Raw genomic sequence first — 4,285 nt, forward strand, 5'->3', positions numbered from 1 at the left:
ACGTTGCCAAGCATCTCGGCCAAGCTTAGCAATCCTAACTTGTTTTTGATAATTTTGTCTTGAGTGGTCATGATATAATCGGGTTTAAATAATTAAATGCGTCACATTCAATTTACTTAAACTGTCAGATTATATCTTGACTATCTCACATTAATCAATATGAAGCCCTTGGAACCTCCAAGGGCTTTTTTGTGCCCGAAATGTTCTCAAAAGCGATAAGTATAAAAATATTGTGCTATTTTTATACCTGTTGTTCCCATCGCCTATGAAGTCGAACTTTACATTTTTGGAGGCCAGTTGGCCCGACCTGTACCAGGTAGCCGCCGAAGCCGAAAGCCACATACACAGCGCCCCGCGCTACGCCGCGCTCGGGTGCCGCATCGCCCTCGAAAACGCCGTGCGCTGGCTCTTCGACAATGACAGTTCGCTGCGCCTGCCCTACCAGGACAACCTGAGCTCGCTGCTGCACGAGCCTACCTTTAAGCAGCAGCTCCCCTATACCTTGTTCGGCGGCATTAAATTCATCTGGAAGCTGGGCAACGCCGCCGCTCACCAGAAGAGGGCTATTACTCCAGGCGAGGCGTTTGACTCGCTGCGCAACCTCTATGGTTTCTTGGTATACCTGGCCACGGCCTACAGTGCCGAGCGCCCCGCTATACCTGCTTTCGATGAAAACCTGCTGCAGCGCACCCATGCCAAGCCCGACGCCACGCTGGCCGAAGCCAAAAAGCTGGAGGCGCAGTACCTGGCCCAACAAGCCGAACTGCAGCGCAAAGACCAGGAATTGCAGCAAAACCAGCAGTTGGTTGCTGAGCTGCAAGAGCGCCTGCGCCAGACCGAAAAGATAAAGCAATACAACCTGCAGCAGCCCATTGAGGTGAAGCTGCCGATAACCGAAGCCGAAACCCGCCGCCGCTACATCGACCTGCTGCTGCGCGAAGCGGGCTGGGACACCGCAGCCGCCAATGTATGCGAGTACGAGGTAACAGGTATGCCGCTCAGCACCAACGCCAGCGGTAAAGGCAAAGCCGACTACGTGCTTTGGGGCGACAACGGCAAGCCACTGGCCGTGGTAGAAGCCAAAAAAGCAATGGCCAGCGTAGCCAATGGTCGTCGGCAGGCCGAGCTATATGCCAACTGCCTGGAGCAGATGACGGGTCAACGGCCCGTTATTTTCTATACCAACGGTTTCGAGACCTACCTCTGGGACGATGTGCCCGCGCCTGGCTATACCCCACGGCAGGTACAGGGCTTCTATACCAAAGACGAACTGCAGCGGCTGGTGAATCGTCGCGCCATGCGTCAGCCGCTCACTGCAGGCGAGGTAAACAAAGCCATCGCAGGACGCTACTACCAGGAAGCCGCCATTAAGAGGGTGGGGGAGCACTTCATGAACAAAGAGCGGGGTGCCCTGCTCGTGATGGCCACAGGTGCAGGCAAAACCCGCACCGCCGCCGCTTTGGTGGAACTGCTCAGCAAAGCTAACTGGGTGACCCGCGCCCTCTTCCTTGCCGACCGCAACGCTCTTGTTCGTCAGGCCAAAAACGCCTTTGGTGAGCATGTGCCATACCTGTCTTCGGTTAATCTTACCAAAGAGAAGGAAAAAGACGCAAGCCGCATGGTGTTCTCCACTTACCCCACCATGATGAACCTGATTGACGGGGCCCGTACCAAAGAAGAGCGCTTTTACAGTCCTGGCCACTTCGACCTGATCATCGTGGACGAAGCCCACCGCTCGATATACCAAAAGTACCAGGCCATATTTGAGTATTTCGATGCGCTGGTAGTGGGCCTTACTGCTACACCACTCGCCGAGATAGACCGCAACACCTACGAGCTGTTCGGCCTGGAAAGTCACCAGCCGACCTATGCCTACGAGCTGCAGGACGCCGTGAAAGACAAGTACCTTGTGCCGCCTAAGGCGATGTCGGTGGAGCTCAAGTTTCAACGGCAGGGCGTGAAGTATAGTCAGTTAAGTGAGGCCGAGAAAGCCGAATACGAGCTTACGTTCCGCGACGAGGAAACAGGTAATCTGCCCGACGAGATAGAAGCACAGGCCCTGAACAAATGGCTCTTTAACCAGGACACCGTAGACAAGGTGCTGCTATACCTGATGGAGAACGGCCTGAAAGTGCAGGGCGGCGACAAGCTGGGTAAAAGCATCATCTTTGCCCGTAGCCACGAGCACGCTGTGTTCATCGAGAAGCGCTTCCACAAGCTTTTCCCACAGCTGGGCGGCGGCTTCCTCCGCATCATCGACAACTACGACCCCAAGGCACAGAGCCTGATTGACGACTTTTCAGAAACAAACAAAGAGCCGCAGGTTGCTGTGTCTGTGGACATGCTCGACACAGGTATAGACGTGCCTGACATCGTGAACCTGGTGTTCTTTAAGCCTGTACGCTCCAGCGCCAAGTTCTGGCAAATGGTGGGCCGTGGCACCCGTCTGCGCCCCGATTTGTTTGGGCCAGGACAGCATAAGGAGTTTTTCTACATCTTTGATTTCTGCGAGAACTTCGAATTTTTTGAGGCTTTCCCTGAAGGTATAAAACCCACCATGCAGCGTAGCCTGAGCGAGCAGATTTTTGTAGTACGCCTGCAACTAGCCGACCAACTGCGCCACGAAAGCCACCAAAACGAGCCCGAGCAGCAGTTGCGCCAGTCGCTGCTCCATACCCTGCACCATACCGTCGCCACCCTCGACCGCGACAGTTTCCTGGTGAAGCGCCACCTCCGATATGTGGAGTACTTCAGTCAGCGCAGCCTCTGGGACGGCCTCAGCAAAGCCGACCGTCAGGACATTGCCCAGTACCTCGCCCCACTGGCTCCCGTAGAGGGCAACGACGAACTAGCCCGCCGCTTCGACCTGTTACTCCTGAACTTGATGCTGGTCGTACTGGAAAAAGACACGCGCCTGCCTGGCTATATCAACCGCGTACGCGAAATGGCTGGTGGCTTACTACGAAAAGAAGCTATACCTGGTGTAAAGGCGCAAATAGTATTCATCAGAGCGGTGCAGTCCGCTGAGTTTTGGCAAAGTGTAGACCTGCCTCTGCTGGAACAGGTACGCCAAAATTTACGCGACCTGGTTAAGTTTATCGACAAAGACAAGCAGACCATCGCCTACACCAATTTCGAAGATGACTTTAGCGGCGATGTGGCCGAGCGTGCTATTCTGGAAATAGGCGGCAGTAAGCTCGATTCGTATCACGAGCGGGTAGCCCGCTACATTCGCGAAAACGCCCACCACGTCACCATCAGCAGACTGCGCACCAACCAGCCCATCACACAGGAAGAACTCGACGAACTAGAGCGCCTCGTGTTCGACGGGCAGGAGCGGGGCACCAAAGAGGACCTACTGCAGGAGTTGGCCCAGCGCGACGAAGCCCCCCAGCCACTCGGTGCCTTTATCCGCAGTATAGTGGGCTTGGACGTAAACGCTGCTAAAGAAGCTTTCTCTGAGTTTATGAACGGCCGCCACCTCAGCCCCGACCAGATTGAGTTCATCAACCGCCTCATCAACTACCTAACCGCCAACGGCACCATCGACAAATCTAAACTGTTCGAAGGCCCTTTTGCCGAGCTAAACGCTAATGGAGTGGATGGGGTATTTCGGGAAGAGACGCAGGTGGTACAGTTGTTTGGGATAATTGACCAGATTAATGGGAATGCGGGGGTGGCATAGGGGGATCAGTATATTTCTTTACCATATTGGTTTCTGAATTTGAACGGGGTAAATAATAGCTCTCCTTTCTGAACAAGCTGAGCTATTATTTCTGCTCCCTGGATCTCTTCATTGCCGAACATCCTATAAGGTGAGCCATAACTGAAAGTTAGGCTGCCGCCATCATCGTAGATTAGGTGGCCAATAGCGGCATAACCGATTGAAGCGCTGATATCGCTCCACTCCTCATTAGCGGTTCCTTCAGGAGCAAAGTCACAATATTCCATCGCTTCATATAGTCCAACATCCAAATCAGGAAATTCCTGTAGTAGAAAATCCTTGTCTGTTAATTCGAGCATTATACCTGATGGTACTTCTTTTATTCTGAACATATAGTTATTAGTTTAGATCTGAAATAATTAAGCGAGTAGTACCTCGTAACTATTCGGCCCCCTCTGGCTTGTCATCAAAATAATCCCGCTGCACATCTTCATTCCGGCTCAACTTATCCAAGTAAGACTTTCTAGCTGAACGCTCCCGCTTCCACATTTGGTTGGAGCCTTCATCTGTCGACTCAAAAACCAAATAGTTATTGATGGAGATAGACGTTGCGACTTGTGC

3 protein-coding genes are annotated in these 4,285 nt (G+C 53.0%); 1 reads left to right on the top strand and 2 read right to left on the bottom strand.

The annotated features are described in order from the left end of the window. The first annotated feature begins 265 nt into the window (after nucleotides 1–265). A complete protein-coding gene (locus O71_RS15130) occupies nucleotides 266–3,685 on the top strand; it encodes a DEAD/DEAH box helicase family protein (RefSeq protein WP_007658353.1) in 3,420 nt (1,139 codons plus the stop codon). Nucleotides 3,686–3,690: 5 nt separating this feature from the next. On the opposite strand, the gene O71_RS15135 is transcribed toward O71_RS15130, so the two are convergent. Both O71_RS15135 and O71_RS24345 read right to left on the bottom strand, forming a co-directional pair. Then, nucleotides 3,691–4,056, bottom strand: coding sequence for a hypothetical protein (locus tag O71_RS15135; protein ID WP_007658355.1), 366 nt, complete (start codon nucleotides 4,054–4,056; stop codon nucleotides 3,691–3,693). A 49-nt stretch (nucleotides 4,057–4,105) separates the two neighbouring features. After that, a partial coding sequence (locus O71_RS24345; protein WP_040574380.1) for a hypothetical protein occupies nucleotides 4,106–4,285 on the bottom strand: 180 nt, incomplete at its 5' end.

It is taken from the genome of Pontibacter sp. BAB1700, assembly GCF_000277005.1.
In the GTDB taxonomy this organism is placed as follows: Bacteria; Bacteroidota; Bacteroidia; order Cytophagales; family Hymenobacteraceae; genus Pontibacter; species Pontibacter lucknowensis.